Here is a 24,118-nt window from a genome sequence, read left to right on the forward strand (position 1 = left end):
GCATGGCGTTGAACGATAAGTCCAGGAACGAGGCGGTGCTGAAGGCCATCACCGCCAACCGCCTGCGCGACGGCGAGGTGATCTTCCTTGCCCCCGACCCTGACCTTGGCTGGGTGGAGCGTCTGGACGACGCCGCCCTGTTCGAGGACGCGGCGGCCGCCGAAACCGCCCTGGAGGCCGCCAAGGCCCAGGCGGAGGGCGAGCAGTTCGCCGTGGACGTCTACGCCTTCGACCTGCGCGTCGTGGACGGGCAGCGGGTGCCGGTCAAGACGCGCGAGCGCATCCGGGCGCTCGGTCCCACCGTCCGCATCGATCTCGGCAAGCAGGCTGCGGCCTGAACCAGGCGGCCACTCTTTTGACAAGGGCGAGTTCCATGAACCACATCGCGCCCGGCCGCAACGCCGGGGTCTACAGCTACGACGACATCGACCGCCGCTTCGTCGCGGAGCGCGTGGAGCAGTTCCGCGCCCAGGTCGAGCGCCGCCTGTCTGGCGAGCTGACGGAGGAGGAGTTCAAGCCGCTGCGGCTGATGAACGGCCTCTATCTCCAGCTCCACGCCTACATGCTGCGCATCGCCGTTCCCTACGGCGTGCTGACCTCCCGGCAGCTCCGCAAGCTGGCCGAGATCGGGCGCAAGTACGATAAGGGGTACGGCCACTTTACCACCCGCCAGAATCTCCAGTTCAACTGGATCAAGCTGGAGGACACTCCGGCCATTCTGCACGAGCTGGCCGAGGTGGACATGCACGCGCTGCAGACCAGCGGCAACTGCGTGCGCAACGTCACCACCGACCAGTTCGTGGGCGCGGCGCGGGACGAGGTGGTGGACGGGCGCGTCTACGCCGAGATCCTGCGACAGTGGACGACCCTGCATCCCGAATTCACCTTCCTGCCGCGCAAGTTCAAGATCGCCATCATGGGGTCGGATGCCGACCGCGCGGCCATCCGCGTCCACGACGTCGGCGTCTTCGCCAAGCGCAACGAGCGGGGCGAGGTCGGCTTCACCTTCTATGTCGGCGGCGGCCTCGGCCGCTCACCCTTCGTCGGCAAGCTGGTCCGCGACTGGGTGCCGGAAGAGGACTTCGTCGCCTATCTCGAAGCCATCCTGCGCGTCTACAACCAGTACGGCCGGCGCGACAACCTCTACAAGGCGCGCATCAAGATCCTCGTCCACGAGCTGGGCCAGGAGAAGTTCACCCAGGAGGTGGAGGAGGAGTTCGCCCGCCTGCGCGGCCCGAAATACCGCCTCGCCCCGGAGGTCGTCGACGAGATCCGCCGCCGCTTCGGCGGCCCGGCCTTCGAGACGCTGACCGACGAGCCGGAGTCCTTCCAGGCTGCCAAGGCCGCGAACCCGGACTTCGCCCGCTGGGTGGCGGTCAACGTGCTCGCCCACAAAGTCCCCGGCTACGCCGCCGCCACCATCTCGCTGAAGCCCGCCGGCGGCATCCCCGGCGATGCCACCTCGGAGCAGATGGATCTGGTCGCCGATCTGGCTGATGCGCACAGCTTCGGCGAACTCCGCGTCAGCCACGCGCAGAACCTCGTCCTCGCCCATGTCCGGCAGGACGCACTGTTCACCCTGTGGACGGCGCTGGAGGCCAACGGGCTGGGCACGCCGAACGCTGGGCTGATCGGCGACATCATCGCCTGCCCCGGCCTCGACTATTGCGCGCTGGCCAACGCCCGCTCAATCCCGCTGGCCCAGGCCATCTCGGCCCGCTTCGCCGATCCGGCGCGGCAGCAGACCATCGGCGAACTGGGCATCAAGATCAGCGGCTGCATCAACGCCTGCGGCCACCACCATGTCGGAGCCATCGGCATCCTCGGCGTCGACAAGAAGGGCGAGGAATTCTACCAGATCACCGTCGGCGGCGACCCGACCCTGACCACGGCGATCGGCGACATCCTCGGCCCGGCGGTGACCGCCGACGAGACGGTGGACGCCATCGAAGCCATCGTCGAGGTCTATCTGTCCAACCGGCACGACGGGGAACGTTTCATCGACACGCTGAAGCGCGTCGGCCACGGCCCGTTCAAGGAGAGAGTCTATGCCGCTCATTAAGGACGGCCGCATCGTCGAGGACGAGTGGGTCGCGGTCGCCGACGGCGAGCCGGTCCCCGCCGACCGCCCCGCCATCGTCACCTTCGAGCGCTGGCAGGCGGAGCGCGCGAGCTTCGACGGGCGCAACGCGGCGCTCGGCGTCCGGGTCAAGAGCGGGACCCTGGCCCCGGTCATCGCGCCGGACCTGGACCGCTTCGCCCTGGTGGCGATCGAGTTCCCCAAGTTCCGCGACGGCCGCGGCTTCTCCACGGCGCGCGAGCTGCGGGAGCGCTACGGCTACAGCGGCGAGATCCGGGCGGTCGGGCACGTGATCCCCGACCAATACCGGTTTCTCCTGCGCACTGGTTTCACCTCCGCCGAGGCGCCGGAGACCACCAACCCGGAGAGCTGGGCCCGCGCGCTGACAGAGATCACCGTCGCTTTCCAGCCGTCGCTGGACGACCCGCAGCCGCTGTCGCTCCTGCGCCGCCGCCTGGGGTCCTGACACGCGTCGCGCCGCGCCGGCATCCCGGGCGCGGCGCGATTCACATCCCGCCTTCACATCCCGCCGAACGCCCAGAACAGGCCCGCCACAGCCGCGGCTGCGACAGCCGCTAAAGCCCCGCCCACGGTGCGCCGCAGCCGCGCCTCGCGCCGTTCGACCTCCTGGCGCTTCCTCAGCAGATACTGTTGCTCGGGCCCGAGAAAGGCCCCCGAATCGCCGTCCAGAGAGACGAAGCGTTTCGCATTGCCCCGGCTGCGCACAACAGGGGGCATCCGGACCTGCGGCCGCGGGGCCCGACCATCCAGGACCATCGATTCGCCCGCCAGAGGGCGCCCCGTCCCCGAGCGGCCCCGGCCGGCCTTCCTGGGTGCCTTGCGTCTTTTGCTCGCCATGCCTTTCCCCTCACCATCCGCCCGCGGAGCATAGCGGTCCCGGCCGGCTTATCCAGCCCCGGAACGCGACGGGCCAGCAAAGTCACACCGTATGGATTCCGACCGCCATGCCGAAGCATTGGGCAATTGAGGCGAATTTGCGCCTATCGCACATTAGTCCCCGCGAATGCGGGCGAACGACTGGAAAAATCCCGACAACATTGCTCACACGGCCAGCCAAAATCCGTACTATGCGGCATCGCGCCGATGCAGCCAGGATTTTCGCATGTCCCATGACGTTCCGCTTATTTCCATGATCGCCATCGCATTTGGGTTGGCATTCATCTTCGGATACCTCGCCGACCGCATTCGCTTGCCTCCCCTCGTCGGTTATCTGGTTGCCGGCATCATCATCGGCCCCTTCACGCCGGGCTTCGTCGCCGACGGTGCCCTGGCCGCCCAGTTGGCCGAGATCGGCGTCATTCTCCTGATGTTCGGCGTCGGTCTTCATTTCTCGCCCTCGGACCTGCTGGCGGTCCGGAAAATCGCCATTCCCGGCGCGGTCGGCCAGATCGGCCTCGCCACCGCGCTGGGCGTCGGGTTGGCGTGGCTGTGGGGCTGGAGCCTCGGCGCTGGCCTCGTGCTCGGCCTCAGCCTGTCGGTGGCGAGCACGGTCGTGCTGCTGAAGGCCCTGGAAGAGCGCGACATGCTGAACACCGCCGAGGGCCGCGTGGCGGTCGGCTGGCTGATCGTCGAGGACCTCGCGATGGTCCTGGCGCTCGTTCTGCTGCCCGCACTGGCGGAGGTTCTGGGCGGCCACGCGCCGGGCGCCGCTGGGGGCCATGGCGCCGGCTCGGACGGGCCGATCTGGCTGACGCTGGCGCTCACGCTGGGCAAGGTGGCGGCCTTCTCCGTTCTGGCGATCGTCCTCGGCCCGCGCGTCGTTCCGGTGATCCTGACCAACGTGGCGCGGACCGGATCACGCGAACTGTTCACTCTGTCCGTTCTCGCCATCGCGCTCGGCGTCGCCTATGGCTCGGCGGTGTTGTTCGGCGTGTCCTTCGCGCTGGGCGCCTTCTTCGCCGGCGTGGTGTTGAACGAATCGCGCTTCAGCCACAAGGCTGCCACCGATTCGATGCCGTTGCAGGACGCTTTCGCCGTGCTGTTCTTCGTGTCGGTCGGCATGCTGTTCGACCCTTCAATCTTGCTGCGCGACCCGTTGGCGGTCATCGCCGTGGTGGCTCTGATCGTGGTCGGCAAGTCGCTGATCGCTTTCGGCATCGTGATCCTGCTGCGCTTCCCGGTGGGCATGGGCTTGGCGGTGTCGGCCAGCCTCGCGCAGATCGGCGAGTTCTCCTTCATCCTCGTCGGACTCGGCATGTCGCTCGGCCTGTTGCCGGAGGAAGGGCGCGACCTCGTGCTGGCCGGCGCGCTGCTGTCGATTACGCTGAACCCGGCGGTCTTCGCGGGCGTCGCGATGCTGCGCAAGCATCTCCAGGCCAAGCGGGCCGCCGGTGTGCCGCCCTATGGCTGGGAGCAGTTCGAGCAGCTCCAGAGCAGCCTCGCCGATGCCCGCCACCAGGCGGAGGAGCGCGAGAAGGAACACGACCTGCAGATCCAGGCGCTGGCCAAAACCTTCCCGGTGCTGTCGCTGCTGGACGCCCACGAGCAGGAGCGGCTGATGATGCTGTTCCGGCCCAAGTCGGCGGTGCCCGGCGAGCGGATCATCCGCAAGGGCGACCGCGCCAACGCCATGTACTTCATCTCCTCAGGCGCCGTGGAGGTGCTCATGGAAGGCCAGACCATCCGCCTGGGCGCCGGCACGATGTTCGGCGAGATGGCCCTGCTGAGCGGCCAGCGGCGCAACGCCGACGTCGCTGCGGTCGACTACTGCCAGCTTCAGGTGCTGGAGCGGCGCGACTTCAACCAATTCACCGCCCGCCATCCGGCGCTGCGCACGGCCCTGATCGACATGGCCGCGCAGCGGCGCAAGATGAACCAGCAGGACGCCGCCACCGACGAAGCCGTTGCCGCGTCGGAGAGCGCCGCCTGAGCGGACGCGCATTGCAACGGAACCGCCGCCGGCCTCTCCAACAGAGGCCCGGCGGCTTCCGCACATCGGCCGCTGGAGAAAAGCAAAAGAAAAGGCCTTGGAGCCGATCAGCTCCAAGGCCTTTTCATCTTCCAGAACATTGGTCGGAGCGACAGGATTTGAACCTGCGACCCCCAGACCCCCAGTCTGATGCGCTACCAGGCTGCGCTACGCTCCGTTCGACGGACCGCCCTTCGTTCTGGAAGGGAGCGGGACTATAGCCGGGACCTTGGTCCAACGCAAGCGCTACAGTTCATTTTTTTCACACCCCTCGAATTTCTTTTTCCTCTCCTACCGCGAGCAAAAGGCGTGCCTCCCTCAACTCATCGAGAGCCTGAGCGATGGCTTGCCGGATGCTGTCCGACAGACCGTCGAGCGCAACGACCGGAGCGCCATTCTCCCCATCGAGCAAGGCCACGGCCGCTTCGTCAGGAACGGCCTCGAAAATGTCGGGGACACCCGGTTCTTCCGGCAGTTCTTCCGGCGTCTCCACCACCCTCCGGGCGTCCGGCTCATCGTCCACCTTCCCGTCCTTCAGAAGGCGCTGGACACCCTTGATCGTGTAGCCTTCGCCATACAGCAGGTTCTGAATCTGCCGCAGCAGGTCCACGTCTTCCGGGCGGTAATAGCGCCGCCCTCCACCGCGCTTGAGCGGGCGGAGTTGCGGGAACTTGCCCTCCCAGAAACGCAGCACATGCTGCGGCACGTCCAGGTCGGACGACACCTCGCTGATCGTGCGGAACGCCGTGGCGGACTTTGTGGTGCCGCGCGCCTTCATGTCCGGGAAACCCTTGTTGTCGACCGCTCCGTCCGGCGGATCAGGAAACCGCCTTCACGCGCTGCGCCTCGGCTTCCTCCGCCTCGACGACCTCGTTGATGCGGTTCTTCAGGACGTGGCTCGCCCGGAAGACCAGGACGCGCCTGGGCAGGATGGGCACCTCTTCGCCGGTCTTCGGGTTGCGGCCGACCCGCTGCCCCTTCTGCCGGATCTGGAAACTGCCGAAGGACGAGATCTTGACCATCTCGCCGCGGGCCAGGGCGTCGGAGATCTCCTCCAGGACGCTTTCGACCAGATCGGCGGATTCGTTGCGCGACAGGCCGACCTCTTGGTAGACCGCCTCGCTGAGCTGCGCGCGGGTGACGGTGTTCTGTGACATGGTTCGCTTCCCCCCCGAAACCATAGGGGAAAAACCGTAATCCGGGGAAAGAACCCGGTCAATTCAAAAGCTTGGATCGCGTCGTTGTGAGCAGCGCAGCAAACGCCACCCTGCGGAAAAACGAAGCGGGCGCGCCGCTTACCAGCGCACCATCGCGGCGCCCCAGGTCAGGCCACCGCCGATGGCCTCCATGAGGATCAGGTCGCCACGCTTCACGCGGCCGTCATGCACCGCTTCGCACAGCGCCAGCGGGATCGAAGCGGCGGAGGTGTTGCCATGCCGGTCCACCGTCAGCACGACCTTGTCGGTCGGCAGCTTGAGCTTGCGGGCGATGCCGTCGATGATCCGCTGGTTGGCCTGGTGCGGCACCAGCCAGTCCACCGCCGACGGCTCCAGACCGTTGGCCGCCAGAGCCTCCTCGACGACCGAGGACAGCTTGCTGACGGCGTGGCGGAACACGTCCTGGCCGTTCATCCGAACATGCCCCGCCGTGCCGGTGGTCGACGGGCCGCCATCGACGTAGAGCAGACCGTACTGGGCGCCGTCCGAATGCAGGTGGGTGGACAGCACGCCGCGGTCCGCCGAGGTCCCGGCGGCGTCGTAGCCCTCCATCACCACGGCCCCCGCGCCGTCGCCGAACAGGACGCAGGTGGTGCGGTCCTTCCAGTCGAGCAGGCGGGAGAAGGTCTCCGCGCCGATGACCAGGGCGCGGTTGGCCTGTCCGATGCGGATGAAGTTGTCGGCGATCGACATGGCGTAGACGAAGCCGGCACACACCGCCTGGATGTCCAGCGCGAAGCCCTTGGTCCCCAGCGCCGCCTGCACCTTCGTCGCCGTCGCCGGGAAGGTGTTGTCCGGAGTCGTCGTCGCTAGCACGATGCAGTCGATGCTGGCGGCGTCCACCCCGGCATGCTCCAGCGCGCGCGTCGCCGCGGCGATGGCGAGGTCGGAGGTGAGTTCCCCGTCGGCGGCGATGTGGCGCGACTTGATGCCGGTGCGCTGGACGATCCACTCGTCCGAGGTGTCCACACGGGCTTCGAGGTCGCGATTCGTGACGACATTGGCCGGGAGGTAGGAACCGCAGCCGAGAACTCGGGAACGCTTGACCATGATGTTAGACCGCCGCCGCCTTCGTGTCGGGAAGAGGCTTGGCGTCGCCGAGACGCTGCATCTCTTCCTTGATTCGGTCGTTGAAACCGTTTGCCGCCAGATTGTAGGCCACACCGATGGCGTTGGCGAACCCGATGGCGTCGGTGCCCCCGTGGCTCTTCACGCAGACTCCGCGCAGCCCCAGGAACATGGCGCCGTTGTAGCGGCGCGGATCGGTGCGCTGCTTCAACCGCTTGAAGGCCCCGCGGGCCAGCAGGTAGCCGAGACGCGCCGTCCAGGAGGACTGGAACGTCCGGCGCAGGAACTCCGTAAAGAGCTTCGCCGTGCCTTCGGCGGTCTTCAGGGCGACGTTGCCGGTGAAGCCGTCGGTGACGATCACGTCCACCGTGCCGGTGGCGATGTCGTTGCCCTCGACGAATCCGTGGAAACGCCCGGGCAGCGGCATTTCACGCAGACGGGTCGCGGCGGCGCGCACCACCTCGTTCCCCTTCACCTCCTCCGAACCGATGTTCAGCACGCCGATGGTCGGCTCGGACAGGTTCAGCGCGGTGCGCGCGAAGACCGCGCCCATCACGGCGAACTGCACGAGATTCTCGGGCTGGCACTCGGTGTTGGCGCCGAGGTCGAGCATGACGCTCTCCCCCCGCAGGGTCGGGAAGAAGGAGGCGATGGCCGGGCGGTCGATCCCGGGAATCGTCTTCAACACGAACTTGGCCATGGCCATGAGCGCGCCGGTGTTGCCGGCAGAGACCACACAGGCGGCTTGCCCGCCCGCCACCGAGTCGATGGCGAGACGCATGCTCGACTGGCGTCCGGCGCGCAGCGCGACCGACGGCTTGGCGTCGCCGGCCACGGCGTCCGGGGTGTGGCGCACCTCGGCCACCGCTCTCAAGGCGGGCCGCTGCGCAAGCAGCGGCTCGATGCGGGCGGTGTCCCCGAACAGCAGGTAATGCACCTGCGGGTGACGCTCGCGGGCGATATCCGCCCCGGCAATCACCATGTCGGGTCCTTTGTCACCGCCCATGGCATCAAGGGCAATGGTCAGGCGCTGGCTCACCGCGGACAGGCTCCCTGGCTAGGACGTAGGGCGGCCAACCAAACCGCCATCAGGCCGCCGGAGCGCTCTGAACCACTTCGCGCTGGTCGTAGTGACCGCAAGAGCCGCAGACATGGTGCGGGCGCTTCAGCTCGCCGCAGTTCGAGCACTCGGCGTAGGACGAGGTCGGGAGAGCGTGGTGCGAGCGACGCATGTTGCGGCGCGACTTGGAGGTCTTCTTCTTCGGAACAGCCATGGCCGTAAACTCTCTTCATTGTAAAAGGCGGCCCGAAGAGGGGCCGCCTGACGCGAGCGGCATTCAATACGGCAATTGCCCCCGAAGGGCAAGCCCGTTCCGCCCTCAATTCTGTCGTTTCAGACGTTCCAGCGCGGCGAACGGGTTCGGCTTCTCCGGATCGGCGCCGGCGTCATCTTCGGCGGGGGCCATGCCCTCCTCCTCGTCTTCGCCTTCGCTGTATCCGTCGAACGCCACGCCTTCTGCATGAGGATAGGGGTCGAGCGCCAGCGACAAATGCTGGGCGGCCAGTTCGCCGATGTCGATGCGCCCGTTGTTCATCGCCTCCGGAATGTCCTCCTCGGCGATGTTCGGGTCGATCTCGATCTCGTCGTCCTCGTCAGGGACCATCGACTCCGGCGCGAACAGCGCGCCGAACCGGTCGGAAATCTCGGCGGGCACCGGCTCCAGCGTGATGACGCAGGTCTGCACCACATCGGCCTCCAGTTCCCCCTCCACGCGCACCATCTGGCCGCCGCGCACGGAGCGCAGGCGGATCCGGGCGGTCAGCCGCCCGATTCCCTCCAGTTCGAACCGCTCGGCCAGCGCCTTGCGCTCGGCTTCCGTCGCCTCGATGGTTTCGACCAGATCGCCGTCACGGTGGACGGCATCGGCGCGGACGATGCGCGAGAATTCCGGCGCGGGGCCGGCGGAGGGCTGGATCGTGTTGCGCATGTCAGGCAATTCCTTGTCACAGCGCCCGTTCTGAAGCGGGCGCCTTCGTCTCACTGTCAGATGAATCCGGACGCCGGGAAAGGCAAGTCCATTCGGCGAGCCCCATAGAAGAAGAGACTCGGCGGAGTCGGTCAATCCGTCCCGGCGCCGGGCGGCGGACCGAAGCGCACCTCCCCGGCCATGAGCGACTCCAGCGGCTGCGCCTCCAGCGCGGCGGCCTCGCGCCAGACATAGGCGGCCAAGACGGCCAGCCGGTGCGGCGGCACATCCGATGCGGTGCCATAGACGTTGTTGTCGAGGGCGACCTCCAACGCGGCCGCGTTCTCATCGGCGAGTGCGCGGTCGTAGACCTCGATGCGGCCGGCGATGCCGCGCGCCATGGTCTTGATCCGCCGTCCGACTCCGCTGTCGCCCACACCCTGCTCCATCAGCGACTTCTCGAAATGGTCGATCATCGCCTCGAAGAGCAGGCGCGAGCGGTCCGCGGCGGCAGCCCCCTGCCCCTTCAGGCGGCGCATCACCAGGAAGACGTGAAGCACCACCATGTCGAAACGACCGTCCAGCGTGTCGGGAACGCCAAGGTCACGGTAGAAGGCCGGCTGGCGGGCCTGCGCGGCGATGGCAAGATAGAAATCGGCGACGGCGCGGGCTTCACGCCGGCGCCGGAACAGGCGGTCAAGCACGGATTCTCCCCCGCTCGGAGTTTCGTTGACAGGACAAACCGCGCGGTGCGATTGTCCCGGCATTGCGGGCGGAGTCCGGCCTGCCGCAAGGGTCCGGCGGTCCGCCCGCGCCATCATAGCCTGAGCACCATGACGAGATCGATTCCTTCGGCGCTGTGCGCCTTCGCCTTTCTGGGTCTCGCCGTCTCCGCGTGCTCGCCCACCGTGGCGACCCGTGGCAACATGGCGGACCCCGACCGCATCGCCGAGATCAAGGCCGGCCAGTCGCGGCGGGAGGATGTGGCGGACATTCTCGGCACGCCGACCTCGGTGGGAACCTTCGACCAGAATGTCTGGTACTACATCGGCCAGAAGACGGAGAAGGTCGCTTTCTTCCAGCCGAGCGTGATGGAGCGCCGTGTCGTGGTCGTCCATTTCGACGACGCGGGCGTGGTGACGGAGATGAAGCAGCTCGACGCCACCGACGGACAGCAGATCGACATCGTCGATCGCAGCACCCCCACCGCCGGCCGCGAGTTGAGCTTCCTCGAACAGATGCTCGGCAACGTCGGGCGCTTCTCCGCCAAGGACTCGCGCAACCGCGGCCCTGGCCGCTGACGCCAACCGGTGCACCGAAACAGAAAAAGCCCCGCTCCCGCGGGGCTTTTCTTTTGGTGCCGAGCCGGGATCAGCCGGTTCCTCCTCAACCGATCTGGGCGAGGATCGCCAGAAGCAGGATCGCCACGATGTTGGTGATCTTGATCATCGGATTGACCGCCGGGCCGGCGGTGTCCTTGTAGGGGTCGCCGACGGTGTCGCCGGTCACCGCCGCCTTGTGCGCATCAGAGCCCTTGCCGCCGTGGTTCCCCTCCTCGATGAACTTCTTGGCGTTGTCCCAGGCGCCGCCGCCCGAGGTCATCGAGATGGCGACGAAGATCCCCGTCACGATGGTGCCCAGCAGCATGGCACCCAAAGCGGCAAAGGCCTGCGCCTGACCGGCGATGGCGGCGATGACGATGTACAGGACCACCGGCGCCAGCACCGGCAGCAGCGACGGAATCACCATCTCCTTGATCGCGGCGCGGGTCAGCATGTCGACGGCCCGACCATAGTCGGGCTTCGCCGTGCCCTCCATAATGCCGCTGATCTCGCGGAACTGGCGGCGCACCTCCACCACCACCGATCCGGCGGCGCGACCGACCGCGGTCATGCCCATCGCCCCGAACAGGTAGGGCAGCAGGCCGCCGATCAGCAGCCCGACGACCACATAGGGATCGTCGAGCCGGAACTCGACCGCCACGTTGGGGAAATAATGCTTCAGATCCTGGACATAGGCGGCGAACAGCACCAGTGCGGCGAGGCCGGCGGAGCCGATGGCGTAGCCCTTGGTCACCGCCTTGGTGGTGTTGCCGACGGCGTCCAGCGCGTCGGTCGTCACGCGGATGTCCTTCGGCATGTCGGCCATTTCGGCGATGCCGCCCGCGTTGTCGGTCACCGGACCGTAGGCGTCCAGCGCCACCACCATACCGGCCAGGGCAAGCATCGTGGTCGCGGCGATGCCGATGCCGAAGATGCCGGCCTGCCCGTAGGCGATGATGATGCCGACGCAGATGACCAGGACGGGAAGCGCCGTTGCCTCCATCGACACAGCCAGACCCTGGATCACGTTGGTGCCGTGCCCGGTTTCCGACGCGCGGGCGACGCTGCGCACCGGGCGGAAGGCAGTGGAGGTGTAATATTCGGTGATCCACACCAGCAGGCCGGTCACGCCCAGCCCGACCAGGGACGATACGAACAGGTTGGCTCCGGTGACGTAACCGCCGCCGTTCAGCGGGATGGGCCGGGTGAAGCCGAACATGATCGCCGTCACGATCAGGATCAGCACCAGCGAGATGCCGGCGGTGGCGGCCAGCCCCTTGTAGAGGGCGGCCATGATGTTGTTGTTGCTGCCCAGCTTCACGAAGAAGGTGCCGGCGACGGAGGCGGCGATGCAGACCGCGCCGATGACCAGCGGGTAGACGAGCAGCAGGCGGATCACCTCGCCCGAAAAGAAAATCGCCGCCAGCAGCATGGTGGCGACGATGGTGACGGCGTAGGTTTCGAAGAGGTCGGCGGCCATACCGGCGCAGTCGCCGACGTTGTCGCCCACATTGTCCGCGATCACCGCGGGGTTGCGGGGATCGTCCTCCGGAATGCCGGCCTCGACCTTGCCCACCAGATCGGCGCCGACGTCGGCCCCCTTGGTGAAGATGCCGCCGCCCAGACGGGCGAAGATGGAGATCAGCGAGGCGCCAAAGCTGAGGGCGACCAGGGCCTCCAGCACGGCGCGGACCTCGATCGGGTCGGTCACGCGGTAGATCATCGTCAGGATGCCGTAATAGACACCCACGCCCAGCAGGCCCAGACCGACCACCAGCATGCCGGTGATCGCCCCCGCCTTGAAGGCGATGTCGAGCGCCGGGGCCAAGCCCTGGGTCGCCGCCTGGGCCGTGCGCACGTTGGCGCGCACCGACACGTTCATCCCGACATAGCCGGCGGCCCCCGACAGGACCGACCCGATCAGAAAGCCGATGGCCACATGCAGGCCGAGGAAGGCGCCGAGGATGATGAGAAGAACCACGCCGGCGATGGCGATGGTGGTGTACTGGCGATTCAGATAGGCTCGGGCGCCCTCCTGCACGGCCGCTGCGATTTCCTGCATACGGTCGGACCCGGCGGAGGCCGCCATGACTTGCTTGCCGGCGTAGTACCCATACGCCAGGGCCAACAGGCCGCTGGCGATGATGATGACGAACGCTGCTGCCATCGGTTCCCCCAAATTCTTATGGTTTCGGGCCCGATTACCGCCTTGTCGTGAAAACGACCCGTACAAACGAAGGTGGATGACGGGCGAGTTGTTCAGGAAAAGGATGCCGAAGAGAAGGGCACAATGCAACAGCCGCCACGCCCGAATAGGCGCGGCGATTTGGCCGAGGCGCTCCTGACTTTCGGATGGGCTTTTTCAGAACGGTTACAAATTGCGCTGTGTAACCACCTGAACAAGAACATTTTGCACCACGCCCTCCCCCACGACTTTCGCGGCGGCGGCGGCGAGTTTTTCTTTTATGGCAATGATGTTGACCAAGTTGCCCGTCATCACCGACCGGTCGTCTACGGCGGCGTAGAGGGCCGACAGGCAGCGGTCGTAGACCAGCGGCTGGCGGGCCTGGACATAGGGGACCTTGTCGAGAACGACCTCCAGCGTGACGACCACGGTCACGAACTGCTCGACCTTCTGCGTGCCGATGGCCGGGACGACGAGAGGGGCCATGCGGACGAAGCCGGTGGGCGGCTTGGGCAGCGGCTCCTCCTTCTTGGGAGCCGATTCCTCGTGCTCGATGAAATACTTGTTGTAGATCATCCAGCCGCCGAAGCCCGCACCGCCCAGCAGCAGCAGGCCCAAAACCAGCAATATGACGGCCTTGATCACGCCCATCCCTTTCCGGATACGGAACGGATCGAGCCTAGCGCCGCCCTGCTTTCGATTGCGTTAAGCGGAGTCGCGCGACAAAGGGGCTCTCAGAAATGGTCCCAGCCGCGAGTCGGCAGGTCGAGAACCCGCCCCTGCGCATCGGCGACCGTGACGTCGCCCGCCGGCCCATCCAGCAAATGGCCGATGCCCGTCACCGGCACGCCGGTCTCCGCCGACAGGGCGGCAAGCGCCGGTGCGGCGTCCTCCGCGGCGGTGAAGAGCAGCTCGTAGTCGTCGCCACCCGTCAGCGCCATGGCGAAGCGCACCGGATCGTCGCCGATCACCGACCTCGCGGCATCCGAAAGAGGAACCAGCCCCGACTCCAGAAGCGCGGCGCAGCCCGATTCCTCGCACAAATGGCCGAGATCAGCGACCAAGCCGTCGGACACGTCCAGGCAACCGGTCGCCAGCCCGACCAGACGCGGCCCCAGCGTCGTCCGCGGATCGGGACGCCGGAGGCGCCCCAGCAGCACGGCGCGCGCCGAGTCGTCCGCCACCTCCAGCGTTCCGTAGGCGATCCGCAGACCGAGCGCCGCGTCGCCGATGGTGCCGGTGACGTAGACACGGTCGCCGGGACGCCCACCCCAGCGTGGCACCGCCCCACCCTTCGGCACCAACCCGAAGGCGGTTACCGACAGGGTGATCGGGCCGGAGGTCGACACCGAGTCACCGCCCGCCAGAGCGATTCCGAAACGGGCCTGATCCTCGCCCAGACCGGCGGCGAAGCCGGCGAGCCAGTCCTCTCCCACCGTCTTCGGCAAAGCGGTCACGAGCGTATAGGCGTAGGGGGCCGCGCCCATGGCGGCGAGGTCCGACAGGTTGGTGCGCAGCAGCTTCGCGGCGATGTCGCCGGGCGCGTCGTCGGGAAAGAAATGGACGCCGGCAACCATGGCGTCCGTGGTGACGACCAGCTCCTGGTCGGCGGGGACGCCGAACACGGCGGCGTCGTCGGCAAGCCCGCGGGCGCCCGGAAAACCGGACGCCAGCGGCCTGAAATAGCGGTCGATCCGCCCGAACTCGCCGAGCGGCTTGCCGGTCGTTGCCCTAGCGGTCTTTGGACTGGTCACGGCTGGGGTCCGGCTGGGCCAGTTCGTCCGGCCGCAACGCACGGGCCACATGGTCGAGCACGCCGTTCACCATGCCCGGCTCGCGCGCCGCAAAGAAGGCGTGCGCCACATCCACATACTCGCTGATGAGGATGCGCGGGTGGGTGTCGTTGTGGACGAACAGCTCGTAGGCGCCGGCCCGCAGGATGGCGCGCATCAGCAGTTCCAGGCGGTCCAGGGCGTAGCGCGGCTCGAGCGCTGAGGCCAGCATGCCGTCAACCTCGGCCCGGCGGTGCGCGGCACCGCGGACGATGTCGGCGAACAGCTGCGGGTCGGCGGAGACGAACTTCGCCCCGTCGATCTCCTCACCCAGCCGGTGATTGACGAATTCGCCGATCACGGATTCCACGGCGATGCCGGTCGGTTCGATCTGGTTCAGGTCGATCTGGTACAGGGCCTGAACGGCGGCAAGGCGTGCGGCCTTGCGCCGGGCCTTGGCCGATCCGCCACCCGTCCGGTTCCGGGAGCCGCGCTTCTGTTTCGCGCGGCCAGCCGCGTCGTCGTTGCTCATGATGCTCAGTCTGTCAGGAATTGCACCGCGGGGTCACCGCGGATAGAGGCGGAATTGGCGCTTGAGTTCGATCATGTCAAGGCAGGCGCGCGCCGCGAAACCGCCCTTGTTCTTGGCCGTCACGGAGGCCCGCGCCCAGGCCTGCTCGCGGTTCTCCACCGTCAGCACGCCGTTGCCGATGGCCAGCGCGTAGCGCAGCGCGAGGTCCTGGAGACCGCGGGCGCTCTCGTTGCAGACGATGTCGTAATGGGTGGTCTCGCCGCGGATCACGCAGCCCAGCCCGACATAGCCGTCGAAGCGCTTGCGCGCCGTGAAGAAATCCATGGAACGCAGGGCATACAGGATCGCCGCCGGAATCTCCAGGCATCCCGGGACCGAGACGCGCTGGTAAGTGGCGCCGTCCTTCTCGATCTCGGCGATGGCGCCTTTCACCAGCTCGTCGGCGATGTCCTCGTAGAAGCGGGCTTCCACGATCATCAGATGGGGCTTTTCGGTCATCTCAGGGTCGCTCGGCTGGCGGTTACTGGTCTTGCGGGGGAATCGGACGGTGGCCGAGCACGGTCAGGCCGTACCCCTCCAGCCCGATGATGGACTTCTTGCGGTTCGACAGCAGAACCATGTCGCGCACGCCCAGGTCCAGCAGGATCTGCGCGCCCACGCCGTAATCCCGCAAGGCGGGGGTCGGGTTGTCGTGGCCTTCCAGCCGCGCCAGCACCGATTCGGTCAGGCTGTTGGCCATCGGCTCGCGCAGCAGGACGATGACGCCGCGGCCTTCCCGCGCGATCATCTCCATGGAGGCCTGAAGCTCGCCGTCGCGCGCGGCGCTCTTGTCGCCCAAGACGTCGTCCAGCACCGACAGAGCGTGCATGCGCACCAGCACCGGCTCGTCGCCGGAAATGTCGCCGCGCACCAGCGCGATGTGCTCCGCGTAGGCCACCTTGTTGACGTAGACGTACATCTGGAAACGCCCGCCGAAACGGCTGTCCAGCGTCGCGGCCAGCCTCTGCTCGACGATCGTCTCGGTGCGGCGGCGGTAGGCGATCAGGTCGGCGATGGTGCCCACCTTCAGTCCATGGAACTGCGCGAACTTCACCAGATCCGGCAGGCGGGCCATGGTGCCGTCGTCGTTCATGATCTCGCAGATCACGCCCGCCGCGCTCATCCCGGCCATGCGGGCGATGTCCACCGAGGCTTCCGTGTGGCCGGCGCGGACCAGCACGCCGCCGTCGCGGGCAAGCAGCGGGAAGACGTGGCCCGGCGTCACGATGGCGTCCGGCCCGGCTGTCGGGTCGATGGCGACCTGAATGGTGCGGGCGCGGTCGGCGGCGGATATGCCCGTCGTCACACCCTCGCGCGCCTCGATGGAGACGGTGAAGGCGGTCTGGTGGCGGGTGCCGTTCTGCTGTGCCATCAGCGGCAGGCGCAGCCGCTCGATGTGGGTCTGATCCATGGCGAGGCAGATCAGGCCGCGCCCGTACTTGGCCATGAAGTTCACGGCCTCGGGGGTCGCGCACTGGGCCGGGATGACCAGATCGCCTTCGTTCTCGCGGTCCTCGTCGTCGACGAGGATGAACATCTTGCCCTGGCGCGCCTCCTCGATGATCTCCTCGGGGCGCGACAGATACTCGTGAAACTCGGACGTCATTCCTGCCCTGCCAGCCGCGCCACATACCGCGCGAGCATATCGATTTCCAGGTTCACCCGGTCCCCGGCCTTCAGCGCGCCGAAGGTGGTCGCATCCTGGGTGTGCGGGATGATGTTCACGCCGAAGCGCGCACCATCGACCTCGTTCACCGTCAGCGACACGCCGTCCAGCGCCACCGACCCCTTGGAGGCGATGTATTTCGCCAGGGCGGCCGGCGCCTCGAAGGTGAAGCGCTTCGACTCGCCGTCGGCGCGGACCTCCACGACCGTGGCGACGCCGTCGACATGGCCGGACACGATGTGCCCGCCCAGCTCGTCGCCGACCTTGAGCGCGCGCTCCAGATTGACGCGCGTGCCCTCGGCCCAGCCGCCCAGCGTCGTCTTCGACAGGGTCTCGGCGGAGGCTTGGACGGCGAACCAGCCCGGCCCCTTCTCGACGACGGTCAGGCAGACGCCGTTGTTGGCGATGGACGCGCCGATGGGAACCGTCTCCATAGCGAAGACGGTCTCGACGGTGAACCGGGTGTCGCCCTGCCGTTCCACGGCCCGAACGCGCCCAACATCGGTGATGATTCCGGTGAACATGGGCCGGCAATTTAGCAGGTTTTCAATCGTGTGAAAGATTCATCCGCACGGCGTGGCGCGCAACGGACTGTTGCGCGCGGCACGGTGCCGGACGTCCTGGAAACCGGCGCCGCTCAACCGCGGCGGACGTAGCTTTCCAAGAGGTCTTCCCCGGCCGAACGCAGATCGGTCCGGCGGAACCGCGCCATGCCTTCCAACCCGTCCACCCCGAAGGCGTGGATCGCCGGCAGCCCGTCGCCTCCCATGACCGAGGCGGCCCGGAACCATTCCAGCCGGTCCACCAGATTGGCCCGCAGCAGCGAGGCCGCCAGAGTGGCGCCGCCCTCCACCAGCACGCGGGTCAAGCCGCGGCGGGCCAGGGCGGCGCTCGCCACGGCCAGATCCGGCAGGCCGGCGGAGTCGGCGGGCACCCGGAGGACCTCCAGTCCGCAGTCCTGGAAGACGGCCAGACGGCCGGGGTCGGCGTCGTCGCGGGTGATGACCCAGGTCGGCACGGACCGCGCGCCCACGGCCAGCTTCCCGGTCAGCGGCAAACGCAGCCGGCTGTCCACCACGATGCGCACGGGCGACCGATGGGCCAGACCCGGCAGGCGGCAGGTGAGTTCCGGGTCGTCGGCCAGGGCGGTGCGAATGCCGACCATGATCGCGTCGTGGGTGGCGCGCAGCCGATGCCCCCAGGCCCGCGCCGTCGGACCGGTGATCCATTGCGACTGGCCACTGTGGGTGGCGATGCGCCCGTCCAGCGTCGTCGCCGCCTTCAGCGTATAGAGTGGGCGATCGTCCTGGATGCGCCGGAAGAAGCCCTCGTTGAGCGTCCAGGCTTCGTCCTCGCAGACGCCGGTGTCGACAACGATCCCGGCGGCGCGCAGCCGCTCCAGCCCGCCACCGGCAACCCGCGGATCGGGATCGCCGCAAGCCACCACCACCCGCGCCACCCCGGCATTCACCAGGGCCAGAGCACAAGGCGGCGTTTTCCCGTAATGATTGCAGGGCTCCAGCGTCACATAGGCGGTCGCGCCCCGCGCGGCATCACCGGCACGGGCCAGGGCTTCCGTCTCGGCGTGTGGGCGCCCGCCCGGCTGGGTCCAGCCGCGCCCAACCACCACGCCGTCGCGCACGATGACGCAGCCCACGGCCGGGTTCGGCCACGTGTTGCCGAGCCCGCGCCCCGCCAGGGCCAGGGCGGCCCGCATGTGGCGGAGGTCGTCGGGATGGATGGCTTGCTTCGCCATGGGCGCCGCCCGCCCCCTCAGCCGTTCTGGGCTTCGGGGGCGAGCTGCTCGACGAACTCGTTGAAGTCCGACGCCTCGCGGAAGTCCTTGTAGACCGAGGCGTAGCGGATGTAGGCGACCTGATCCAGCGTCTGGAGCGCCGCCATGATCATCTCGCCGATCTGCTTCGACGGGATCTCGCTCTCCCCGGAGGATTCGAGCTGGCGCACCAGGCTGTTGACCACCCGGTCGATGCGGTCGGCGTCGATCGGGCGCTTGCGCAGGGCGATGCGCATGGAGCGCAGGAGCTTCTCGCGGTCGAAAGGCTCCCGCTGGCCGGTGCTCTTCACCACCGTCAGCTCGCGGAGCTGGACGCGCTCGAAGGTGGTGAATCGCGCGCTGCAACTGGGGCAGAACCGCCGCCTGCGGATCGCCGAGTTGTCCTCGGTCGGTCGCGAGTCCTTGACCTGGGTGTCCTCGTGTCCGCAGAACGGGCAGCGCATGTCCGGCCTTTCCCCTTAGTCGGTCTTGATGATTACAGGGTCGGGTAGATGGGGAAGCGGCGGCACAGCTCGCGCACCTCTTCCCGCACCTTCGCCTCGACCGCCGCGTTGTCGCCGGAGTTGCTGGCGGCCAGCCCGTCCAGCGTCTCGACGATCAGGCGGCCGACCTGCTCGAACTCGGCCACGCCGAAGCCGCGGGTGGTGGCCGCCGGGCTGCCCAAGCGGACGCCGGAGGTGACCATCGGCTTCTGCGGGTCGAACGGCACGCCGTTCTTGTTGCAGGTCATGCCGGCGTGCTCCAGGCTCGCCTCGGCGGCCTTGCCGGTCAGGTTCTTCGGACGCAGGTCGACCAGCACGATGTGGCTGTCGGTGCCGCCGGACACGATGTCCAGGCCGCCCTCGATCAGCACCTTCGACAGGGCGCGGGCGTTGTCCAGGACGCTCTTGGCGTAGGTCTTGAACTCCGGACGCAGCGCCTCGGCGAAGGCCACCGCCTTGGCGGCGATGACGTGCATCAGCGGGCCGCCCTGCAGGCCGGGGAAGACCGCCGAGTTGATCTTCTTGGCGATCTCCTCGCTGTTGGTCAGCACCATGCCGCCGCGCGGGCCGCGCAGCGTCTTGTGGGTGGTGGTGGTGACGACGTCGGCATAGGGGAACGGGTTCGGGTAGACGCCGCCGGCGATCAGACCGGCATAATGGGCGATGTCCACCATGAAGTAGGCGCCGACCTCGTCCGCGATGGCGCGGAAGCGCTGGTAGTCGAGGACGCGCGGGTAGGCGGAGCCGCCGGCGATGATCAGCTTCGGCTTGTGCTCGCGGGCCAGACGCTCGACCTCGTCGAAGTCGATCAGGTGGTCGTCGCGGCGCACGCCGTACTGCACGGCCTTGAACCACTTGCCCGACAGGTTCGGGGCGGCGCCGTGGGTCAGGTGGCCGCCGGCCGCCAGCGACATGCCGAGGATGGTGTCGCCCGGCTGGAGCAGGGCGAGGTTGACCGCTTGGTTGGCCTGCGACCCGGAGTTCGGCTGGACGTTGGCGAAGCCGCAGCCGAACAGCTTGCAGGCGCGCTCGATCGCCAGTGTCTCGGCCACGTCCACATACTCGCAACCGCCGTAGTAGCGCCGGCCCGGATAGCCCTCGGCGTACTTGTTGGTCATGACCGAGCCCTGGGCCTCCAGCACCGCCTGGGAGACGATGTTCTCGGACGCGATCAGCTCGATCTGCTCCTGCTGGCGGACCAGCTCGTCGCGCACCGCGCGGGCCAGTTCGGGATCGGTCTCGGCGAGCGAGGCGGCGAAGAAGCGGCCGATCTCGGCGCGGGGGTCGGCGTTGGTCACGGTCATGGCAGGGCAGGTCCTTGGTTCAGAAAGCAGTCACGGGCCGGATGAAGGGCCGTCTCATCCCATCTTGGCGATTCGCCGGCTGTGCCGCTCACCGCCTTCGAAATCGGTCTTCAGGAAGGCGTCCACGCAGTCCTTCGCGATCTCTGCGCCGATGATGCGGGCGCCCAGCGCCACCACGTTCGCGTCGTTGTGCTGGCGCGCGAGGCGGGCGGTGGTCACGTCATGCACCAGGGCCGCACGGATGCCCGGATGGCGGTTCGCCGCGATGCTGATACCGATGCCGCTGCCGCAGATCAAGACGCCGCGCGCCGCGCGCTTGTCGTTGATGGCGCCGGCCAGCGCCGTGGCGAAATCCGGATAATCCACCGATTCCGGACCGTTGCAGCCGAGGTCCAGCACCTCGTAGCCGTTGCCGGCCAGCCAGGAGGCGATCTGGGCCTTCATCTCGTACCCCGCGTGATCGGACGCGATCGCGATGGTGGTCATGAAAGAAAAACTCCGTGCACGAATACGAAGGGCGCCGGCCCGGGGGGAACACCCGGCGGGAACGGCGGCACGGCGCGCAAGCTACCAGATGTCGCCCCGAACCGCCAGAAGGACACAACGCACAGGGGCTTTGCGCCGCGCACAGAACCGCAAAAGAGGGGATGCCGTGCACCGGCGCGGGGAAGGTCGGCGTGATCCGCGATACATGCCGAGAACAAATGTTTCTCTATTTCCCGCGCCCGTTGACGTTAACGGCCAGTAAGCATGCTGAGCGATTCGGTGTCGCACTACGAATCGGTCAGTTGCGACGCCCGATTCCCATGGTCTTGCCTAGCTTCCCCTCACTAGACGATGCCTAAACGTGGGGCAGTGCAGCCGCAGCCCGGCCATTTGCTGCGACATCTGATTTGCCGCGCCTTGTAACTTCATGCAGATCGCAAATAACTTAATTCGCTCCACTCGAAATTATATTGACACCCAAATCACGCTGTGCAACTTGGTTGCTAGGGACAAAATGAAAAATCAGGACTAATGGCAATGAGTGACCAGCTTCGCGCCGATGTGCCCGATAACGAGCTTCTGCGGATGACCGCGGACATCGTCTCCGCATATGTCAGCAAGAACGTTCTGCCGGCGCAGCAGATTCCCGAGGTGATCAACACGGTCTACTCGTCGCTGACCGGGCTGAACACGCAGCCCCGAGAAATACCGTCGGAGCCCCTGAAGCCCGCCGTGCCGATCCGCAAGTCGGTGACCCCCGAATACATCGTGTGCCTGGAGGACGGCAAAAAGCTGAAGATGCTGAAGCGCCATTTGCGCTCGACCTACAACATGTCGCCGGACGAATACCGGGCGCGCTGGAGCCTGCCGCCCGATTACCCGATGGTCGCGCCGAACTACGCGGCCCAGCGCTCGGAGTTCGCGAAGCGGATCGGCCTCGGCCGCAGCTCCGGCCGCCAGACCCGCCGCAAGGCCGGCTGAGCGCCAGCACCGTCCTGAACGAACAGGGCCGGCCTCCCCGATGGGAGGCCGGCCCTGTGTCGTTTCACCGTCCTGTCGTTTCGCCGTCCTGTCGATTTGGCTCCGGGCCGTTCCGCCCCCGGATCATTCCGGCCGTGGCGCGGACGGGCATTGCCGCCCCGTCCGCGCCACTCGTCACCCGCAGTTGCGGCCGGACAGGCGGCAGTTGAACCGCTCCACATTGCGGGTCAGTTCCTGCCCTGTGCTGGTGTTCTCCTCGTTCAGGCAGCGCAGATAGTCCATGGTCTTGTCCACATACTCCTTCACCTCGAACTGACAGGCAGCCATCTTGTCCGCGCTGACGAAGGTGGTGGTATCGCTCATGCAGAGCGGAACGCCGGGCTTCGTGCAGATGATTGTGGTTTCCGCCCGCACCGCCGGGCTTTGCAGCGCCACGGCCAGCACCAGCAGCGCGGCCGCCGGCATCAGGGTCTCTTTCAACAACACGGGCATTCTCCGCAAGACCGTCACGCAACGCATGCGATCGTCTCCCTCCGCATTCGGTCAGGGCCGCCGCGCCCGGAAAGCGCTGTCCGGGCTGCCGGCGGACCGTTCGTTCGTGGATTGCTTTCTAGCGGCGTTACATCCGATGCACCAGTGCCCACGGCGCGGCATAGGTCTAGAGTCGGAGTTGAGCAGTTCACCCCCGGACCGGTTCCGCAGGTCCGGCACCGGGATGTCAGTGCTCACCATCAGCAGAAGCCAAGACTAGCCGCGCTCCCCCGCCCCGCCGGGAGAGCGCGCTTCTTGGCGTCTGCATGGCCGGAGCCCCGTCAGCGTTTGGCCGCGTCGCGCTTCAGCACGAACTGAAGCTTGCTGATCGCGGTCCGCTTCAACAGTTCCAGACTGCCGGTGGCCGGCCCGACGACCGACACCTCCGTCGCGGTGACGGGGTCGATGGCCATAACCTTCAGATAGCTGCCGACCCGCTGGAATTCGAACAGCACCTCGCCGACGCTGTTTCCAGCCGTCTGGCCTTTTCCGGGTGCCCGATTGCCCACCATCGTTCTTTCTCCATCGCCGGCCTTCGCCGGTACCGTTACCACCTTAGCACAGCGCAACCGCTCCGGAACCCCGTCTGCCACGTCCTGTTGTTGGCGGACGACGCACTCAGCAAGGGAGTACCGGCACCATGGCTGCCAAGACCATGCAGGATCTGCTGATCGAAGAACTCCGCGACATCTACCACGCCGAAAAGCAGCTCACCAAGGCCCTGCCGAAGCTGGCCAAGGCGGCACACTCCGAGCAGCTCCGCGCGGCCTTCGAATCCCATCTGGAAGAGACCCGCGGCCAGATCGAGCGGTTGGAACAGGTGTTCGATGAGCTGGACACCCGCACCCGCGGCAAGCATTGCGACGCAATGGAGGGCTTGATCAGCGAAGCCCGCGAGATCATGGAAATGGGCCTCGCCCCGGAGGTGCAGGACGCCGCCCTGATCGCCGCCGCCCAGAAGGTGGAGCATTACGAGATTGCCAGCTACGGCACCGTCCACGCCTACGCCACCGCCTGCGGTCTCACCAAGGTGGCGGAACTGCTGGAGCAGACCTTGAACGAAGAGAAGGAGACCGACAAGAAGTTGAACATGCTGGCAATCAACGACGTGAACAAAAAGGCGATCCAGGCCAGCGGCAAAAAGGCGGCCTGACGACGGCACACCGGTCATAAGCCGAATCTCTTGTTACAGCGGGCGCCATTGAAGACGGACGGGTGAGCCCCTACTATCGGGGCCACCCAATCGATTTTTCCGGTGCCCGCTCATGCGCAGGGTCGCGTCCTTCCTCGGTGCCCTTCTGATCGCCGCCGCCACCGGTTCGGCAATGGTGGCTCAGGCGGCGGAGGGTCCGGCGGCCCTGCCGCCCTCGGTCCGCATCAAGCCGGTGATGGTCCCCATCGTCACCCGCGGGCAGGTGGAGCGTTACACCCAGATCGAGGTGATGCTGGAGGTGGCGAACGCCACCCGGCTGGGTGAAGTCCAGGTCGCCATCCCGCGGCTGCACGACGCCACGCTCCGCGCGGTCTATCTGGGCATTGAGGAGGGATGGATCGTCCGCGGCAACATCGCCAACATGCCCGCTCTGCGCCGCAAGATCGACGAGGAGAGCGTCAAGCTGTTCGGCAAGGACGTCGTCAGCCGCATCCTCATCACCCCCTTGTCCCGCCAATCCTCCTTTCCCTGACCCCTACCCTTCTTCCCGTGGTTGCCTCCTCGGGCGGTTCGCGGCAGCATGGCCGCCTGACCGGTGAGGAAACGCGA

28 protein-coding genes, 1 tRNA gene and 1 pseudogene are annotated in these 24,118 nt (G+C 67.2%); 8 read left to right on the top strand and 22 right to left on the bottom strand.

Annotated elements, in window-relative coordinates:
• The first annotated feature begins 2 nt into the window (after positions 1-2).
• Genes FHW79_RS14910 through FHW79_RS14920 form a run of 3 tightly spaced genes read left to right on the top strand, consistent with a single transcriptional unit; the run spans position 3 to position 2,546 of the window.
• A complete protein-coding gene (locus tag FHW79_RS14910; protein ID WP_211108285.1) occupies positions 3-338 on the top strand; it encodes a DUF2849 domain-containing protein in 336 nt (111 codons plus the stop codon).
• Positions 339-373: 35 nt separating this feature from the next.
• Positions 374-2,062, top strand: coding sequence for a nitrite/sulfite reductase (locus FHW79_RS14915; RefSeq protein WP_183179657.1), 1,689 nt, complete (start codon positions 374-376; stop codon positions 2,060-2,062).
• Positions 2,049-2,546 carry a DUF934 domain-containing protein gene (locus FHW79_RS14920; protein WP_183179658.1) on the top strand — a complete coding sequence of 166 codons (498 nt, stop codon included), beginning with the start codon at positions 2,049-2,051 and terminating at the stop codon, positions 2,544-2,546. Before FHW79_RS14915 ends, FHW79_RS14920 begins: the two co-directional genes overlap by 14 nt.
• Before the next feature lie 53 nt (positions 2,547-2,599).
• Here FHW79_RS14920 and FHW79_RS14925 read toward each other — a convergent pair whose 3' ends face one another.
• A complete protein-coding gene (locus FHW79_RS14925; RefSeq protein WP_183179659.1) occupies positions 2,600-2,806 on the bottom strand; it encodes a hypothetical protein in 207 nt (68 codons plus the stop codon).
• Between the two features lie 397 nt (positions 2,807-3,203).
• Here FHW79_RS14925 and FHW79_RS14930 point away from each other — a divergent pair, with 397 nt between their 5' ends.
• Positions 3,204-4,970 carry a cation:proton antiporter gene (locus FHW79_RS14930; protein ID WP_183179660.1) on the top strand — a complete coding sequence of 589 codons (1,767 nt, stop codon included), beginning with the start codon at positions 3,204-3,206 and terminating at the stop codon, positions 4,968-4,970.
• A 140-nt stretch (positions 4,971-5,110) separates the two neighbouring features.
• Here FHW79_RS14930 and FHW79_RS14935 read toward each other — a convergent pair.
• The 8 genes from FHW79_RS14935 to FHW79_RS14970 all read right to left on the bottom strand — a co-directional run bounded on the left by FHW79_RS14935 (position 5,111) and on the right by FHW79_RS14970 (position 9,965).
• Positions 5,111-5,187: transfer RNA gene (locus tag FHW79_RS14935), tRNA-Pro, on the bottom strand.
• An 84-nt stretch (positions 5,188-5,271) separates the two neighbouring features.
• Positions 5,272-5,787 (bottom strand): MerR family transcriptional regulator, encoded by a 516-nt coding sequence (locus tag FHW79_RS14940; RefSeq protein WP_183179661.1) that lies wholly within the window; start codon positions 5,785-5,787, stop codon positions 5,272-5,274.
• Between the two features lie 40 nt (positions 5,788-5,827).
• Positions 5,828-6,166, bottom strand: a complete 339-nt coding sequence (locus tag FHW79_RS14945; protein ID WP_014240747.1) for an integration host factor subunit alpha — start codon at positions 6,164-6,166, stop codon at positions 5,828-5,830.
• Between the two features lie 138 nt (positions 6,167-6,304).
• The gene (locus FHW79_RS14950; protein WP_183179662.1) at positions 6,305-7,276 is read right to left on the bottom strand and encodes a beta-ketoacyl-ACP synthase III; all 972 of its coding nucleotides are present in this window, start codon (positions 7,274-7,276) and stop codon (positions 6,305-6,307) included.
• Between the two features lie 4 nt (positions 7,277-7,280).
• Positions 7,281-8,333: a phosphate acyltransferase PlsX gene (plsX, locus tag FHW79_RS14955; RefSeq protein ID WP_094302201.1), complete on the bottom strand. Its 1,053-nt coding sequence runs from the start codon at positions 8,331-8,333 to the stop codon at positions 7,281-7,283.
• 49 nt (positions 8,334-8,382) lie between these two features.
• Positions 8,383-8,568, bottom strand: coding sequence for a 50S ribosomal protein L32 (rpmF, locus tag FHW79_RS14960; protein ID WP_014240744.1), 186 nt, complete (start codon positions 8,566-8,568; stop codon positions 8,383-8,385).
• 105 nt (positions 8,569-8,673) lie between these two features.
• Entirely contained in the window at positions 8,674-9,282 is a 609-nt protein-coding gene (locus FHW79_RS14965) for a DUF177 domain-containing protein (protein ID WP_183179663.1), read from the bottom strand.
• Positions 9,283-9,413: 131 nt separating this feature from the next.
• The gene (locus FHW79_RS14970; protein ID WP_183179664.1) at positions 9,414-9,965 is read right to left on the bottom strand and encodes a ubiquinol-cytochrome C chaperone family protein; all 552 of its coding nucleotides are present in this window, start codon (positions 9,963-9,965) and stop codon (positions 9,414-9,416) included.
• 129 nt (positions 9,966-10,094) lie between these two features.
• Here FHW79_RS14970 and bamE point away from each other — a divergent pair, with 129 nt between their 5' ends.
• A complete protein-coding gene (bamE, locus tag FHW79_RS14975) occupies positions 10,095-10,562 on the top strand; it encodes an outer membrane protein assembly factor BamE (RefSeq protein WP_014240740.1) in 468 nt (155 codons plus the stop codon).
• 85 nt (positions 10,563-10,647) lie between these two features.
• Here the strand turns inward: bamE and FHW79_RS14980 are convergent, their stop codons facing one another.
• The 11 genes and pseudogenes from FHW79_RS14980 to rpiB all read right to left on the bottom strand — a co-directional run bounded on the left by FHW79_RS14980 (position 10,648) and on the right by rpiB (position 20,844).
• Positions 10,648-12,750 carry a sodium-translocating pyrophosphatase gene (locus tag FHW79_RS14980; protein ID WP_183179665.1) on the bottom strand — a complete coding sequence of 701 codons (2,103 nt, stop codon included), beginning with the start codon at positions 12,748-12,750 and terminating at the stop codon, positions 10,648-10,650.
• 204 nt (positions 12,751-12,954) lie between these two features.
• Positions 12,955-13,419 (bottom strand): hypothetical protein, encoded by a 465-nt coding sequence (locus FHW79_RS14985; RefSeq protein ID WP_183179666.1) that lies wholly within the window; start codon positions 13,417-13,419, stop codon positions 12,955-12,957.
• Positions 13,420-13,502: 83 nt separating this feature from the next.
• Entirely contained in the window at positions 13,503-14,522 is a 1,020-nt protein-coding gene (gene thiL / locus FHW79_RS14990; RefSeq protein ID WP_183179667.1) for a thiamine-phosphate kinase, read from the bottom strand.
• Positions 14,500-15,072, bottom strand: coding sequence for a transcription antitermination factor NusB (gene nusB, locus FHW79_RS14995; RefSeq protein WP_137103021.1), 573 nt, complete (start codon positions 15,070-15,072; stop codon positions 14,500-14,502). The genes thiL and nusB overlap by 23 nt, the downstream gene beginning before the upstream one ends.
• Positions 15,073-15,105: 33 nt before the next feature.
• A pseudogene (locus FHW79_RS15000) lies at positions 15,106-15,576 on the bottom strand (6,7-dimethyl-8-ribityllumazine synthase); the annotation flags it as partial.
• 16 nt (positions 15,577-15,592) lie between these two features.
• The gene (gene ribB / locus FHW79_RS15005) at positions 15,593-16,717 is read right to left on the bottom strand and encodes a 3,4-dihydroxy-2-butanone-4-phosphate synthase (protein WP_183179668.1); all 1,125 of its coding nucleotides are present in this window, start codon (positions 16,715-16,717) and stop codon (positions 15,593-15,595) included.
• The gene (locus FHW79_RS15010; protein ID WP_183179669.1) at positions 16,714-17,301 is read right to left on the bottom strand and encodes a riboflavin synthase; all 588 of its coding nucleotides are present in this window, start codon (positions 17,299-17,301) and stop codon (positions 16,714-16,716) included. Before FHW79_RS15010 ends, ribB begins: the two co-directional genes overlap by 4 nt.
• Positions 17,302-17,414: 113 nt before the next feature.
• Positions 17,415-18,533: a bifunctional diaminohydroxyphosphoribosylaminopyrimidine deaminase/5-amino-6-(5-phosphoribosylamino)uracil reductase RibD gene (ribD, locus tag FHW79_RS15015; protein WP_183179670.1), complete on the bottom strand. Its 1,119-nt coding sequence runs from the start codon at positions 18,531-18,533 to the stop codon at positions 17,415-17,417.
• A gap of 17 nt (positions 18,534-18,550) precedes the next feature.
• Complete coding sequence (nrdR, locus tag FHW79_RS15020; protein ID WP_183179671.1) at positions 18,551-19,015, bottom strand: transcriptional regulator NrdR; 465 nt, start codon at positions 19,013-19,015, stop codon at positions 18,551-18,553.
• Between the two features lie 32 nt (positions 19,016-19,047).
• On the bottom strand, positions 19,048-20,358 hold the full coding sequence (glyA, locus tag FHW79_RS15025; protein ID WP_014240730.1) for a serine hydroxymethyltransferase: 1,311 nt from the start codon (positions 20,356-20,358) through the stop codon (positions 19,048-19,050).
• 54 nt (positions 20,359-20,412) lie between these two features.
• On the bottom strand, positions 20,413-20,844 hold the full coding sequence (gene rpiB / locus FHW79_RS15030; RefSeq protein WP_183179672.1) for a ribose 5-phosphate isomerase B: 432 nt from the start codon (positions 20,842-20,844) through the stop codon (positions 20,413-20,415).
• 537 nt (positions 20,845-21,381) lie between these two features.
• On the opposite strand from rpiB, the gene FHW79_RS15035 reads away from it, so the two are divergent.
• The gene (locus FHW79_RS15035; protein WP_014240726.1) at positions 21,382-21,825 is read left to right on the top strand and encodes a MucR family transcriptional regulator; all 444 of its coding nucleotides are present in this window, start codon (positions 21,382-21,384) and stop codon (positions 21,823-21,825) included.
• A gap of 174 nt (positions 21,826-21,999) precedes the next feature.
• Here FHW79_RS15035 and FHW79_RS15040 read toward each other — a convergent pair whose 3' ends face one another.
• On the bottom strand, positions 22,000-22,311 hold the full coding sequence (locus FHW79_RS15040) for a hypothetical protein (protein WP_247884385.1): 312 nt from the start codon (positions 22,309-22,311) through the stop codon (positions 22,000-22,002).
• A 326-nt stretch (positions 22,312-22,637) separates the two neighbouring features.
• The gene (locus tag FHW79_RS15045; RefSeq protein WP_183179673.1) at positions 22,638-22,868 is read right to left on the bottom strand and encodes a hypothetical protein; all 231 of its coding nucleotides are present in this window, start codon (positions 22,866-22,868) and stop codon (positions 22,638-22,640) included.
• A 128-nt stretch (positions 22,869-22,996) separates the two neighbouring features.
• Here FHW79_RS15045 and FHW79_RS15050 point away from each other — a divergent pair, with 128 nt between their 5' ends.
• Together FHW79_RS15050 and FHW79_RS15055 are read left to right on the top strand one after the other, a co-directional pair.
• Positions 22,997-23,509 (top strand): ferritin-like domain-containing protein, encoded by a 513-nt coding sequence (locus FHW79_RS15050; protein WP_183179674.1) that lies wholly within the window; start codon positions 22,997-22,999, stop codon positions 23,507-23,509.
• 112 nt (positions 23,510-23,621) lie between these two features.
• A complete protein-coding gene (locus FHW79_RS15055; RefSeq protein ID WP_183179675.1) occupies positions 23,622-24,041 on the top strand; it encodes a hypothetical protein in 420 nt (139 codons plus the stop codon).
• Positions 24,042-24,118 lie beyond the last annotated feature (77 nt).

Origin of the sequence: Azospirillum sp. OGB3 (assembly GCF_014192915.1) — a bacterium.
In the GTDB taxonomy this organism is placed as follows: Bacteria; Pseudomonadota; Alphaproteobacteria; order Azospirillales; family Azospirillaceae; genus Azospirillum.

Coding starts and splice junctions, on each gene's coding strand:
- FHW79_RS15050 (WP_183179674.1), top strand. CDS start 22,997: ATGGCTGCCAAGACCATGCAGGATCTGCTGATCGAAGAACTCCGCGAC.
- FHW79_RS14910 (WP_211108285.1), top strand. CDS start 3: ATGGCGTTGAACGATAAGTCCAGGAACGAGGCGGTGCTGAAGGCCATC.
- ribB (WP_183179668.1), bottom strand. CDS start 16,717: ATGACGTCCGAGTTTCACGAGTATCTGTCGCGCCCCGAGGAGATCATC.
- FHW79_RS14985 (WP_183179666.1), bottom strand. CDS start 13,419: ATGGGCGTGATCAAGGCCGTCATATTGCTGGTTTTGGGCCTGCTGCTG.
- FHW79_RS14965 (WP_183179663.1), bottom strand. CDS start 9,282: ATGCGCAACACGATCCAGCCCTCCGCCGGCCCCGCGCCGGAATTCTCG.
- bamE (WP_014240740.1), top strand. CDS start 10,095: ATGACGAGATCGATTCCTTCGGCGCTGTGCGCCTTCGCCTTTCTGGGT.
- glyA (WP_014240730.1), bottom strand. CDS start 20,358: ATGACCGTGACCAACGCCGACCCCCGCGCCGAGATCGGCCGCTTCTTC.
- nrdR (WP_183179671.1), bottom strand. CDS start 19,015: ATGCGCTGCCCGTTCTGCGGACACGAGGACACCCAGGTCAAGGACTCG.
- FHW79_RS15055 (WP_183179675.1), top strand. CDS start 23,622: ATGCGCAGGGTCGCGTCCTTCCTCGGTGCCCTTCTGATCGCCGCCGCC.
- nusB (WP_137103021.1), bottom strand. CDS start 15,072: ATGAGCAACGACGACGCGGCTGGCCGCGCGAAACAGAAGCGCGGCTCC.
- FHW79_RS15035 (WP_014240726.1), top strand. CDS start 21,382: ATGAGTGACCAGCTTCGCGCCGATGTGCCCGATAACGAGCTTCTGCGG.
- FHW79_RS14950 (WP_183179662.1), bottom strand. CDS start 7,276: ATGGTCAAGCGTTCCCGAGTTCTCGGCTGCGGTTCCTACCTCCCGGCC.
- FHW79_RS15010 (WP_183179669.1), bottom strand. CDS start 17,301: ATGTTCACCGGAATCATCACCGATGTTGGGCGCGTTCGGGCCGTGGAA.
- FHW79_RS14945 (WP_014240747.1), bottom strand. CDS start 6,166: ATGTCACAGAACACCGTCACCCGCGCGCAGCTCAGCGAGGCGGTCTAC.
- FHW79_RS14980 (WP_183179665.1), bottom strand. CDS start 12,750: ATGGCAGCAGCGTTCGTCATCATCATCGCCAGCGGCCTGTTGGCCCTG.
- ribD (WP_183179670.1), bottom strand. CDS start 18,533: ATGGCGAAGCAAGCCATCCATCCCGACGACCTCCGCCACATGCGGGCC.
- rpiB (WP_183179672.1), bottom strand. CDS start 20,844: ATGACCACCATCGCGATCGCGTCCGATCACGCGGGGTACGAGATGAAG.
- FHW79_RS15045 (WP_183179673.1), bottom strand. CDS start 22,868: ATGGTGGGCAATCGGGCACCCGGAAAAGGCCAGACGGCTGGAAACAGC.
- FHW79_RS14920 (WP_183179658.1), top strand. CDS start 2,049: ATGCCGCTCATTAAGGACGGCCGCATCGTCGAGGACGAGTGGGTCGCG.
- FHW79_RS14930 (WP_183179660.1), top strand. CDS start 3,204: ATGTCCCATGACGTTCCGCTTATTTCCATGATCGCCATCGCATTTGGG.
- FHW79_RS14915 (WP_183179657.1), top strand. CDS start 374: ATGAACCACATCGCGCCCGGCCGCAACGCCGGGGTCTACAGCTACGAC.
- rpmF (WP_014240744.1), bottom strand. CDS start 8,568: ATGGCTGTTCCGAAGAAGAAGACCTCCAAGTCGCGCCGCAACATGCGT.
- FHW79_RS14940 (WP_183179661.1), bottom strand. CDS start 5,787: ATGAAGGCGCGCGGCACCACAAAGTCCGCCACGGCGTTCCGCACGATC.